Genomic DNA, 308 nt, shown 5'->3' with positions numbered 1-308 from the left:
GTAGATGTCGACCCAGCAGTCCAGCGGGGTCAGAGCGTCCCAGGCCTCCAGCAGGTACGACTGGTTCATAAAGTCGCCGGACATGCACACGCCACCGTGCAGCTTGTAGGGAGAGTCGATCTCGCGGATGGCGTCCCAGATGGAGGAAGCGTCGGTCCAGGAGTTCCAGAAACGCAGCAGCGGGAAGCGCTCGGCGGAAATCTGGTCCTCATTGGCATCGAACGGAGTCTTCAAGCCGGGGAAGGAGCGGGAGTTCTTGTAGTCGCCGCCCTTGCGCATGGCGATGATGCGGGCTTCCTCATCGGAGG

Annotated in this window: 1 protein-coding gene; it reads right to left on the bottom strand. The window is 62.0% G+C overall.

Annotated elements, in window-relative coordinates:
• On the bottom strand, nucleotides 1-308 hold a 308-nt coding region (locus PZH32_RS12565), incomplete at both ends, for a hypothetical protein (RefSeq protein WP_275208581.1).

Origin of the sequence: Adlercreutzia equolifaciens (assembly GCF_029076695.1) — a bacterium.
GTDB classification, from domain to species: domain Bacteria; phylum Actinomycetota; class Coriobacteriia; order Coriobacteriales; family Eggerthellaceae; genus Adlercreutzia; species Adlercreutzia equolifaciens_A.
This window is presented reverse-complemented; position numbering and strand designations above follow the sequence as displayed.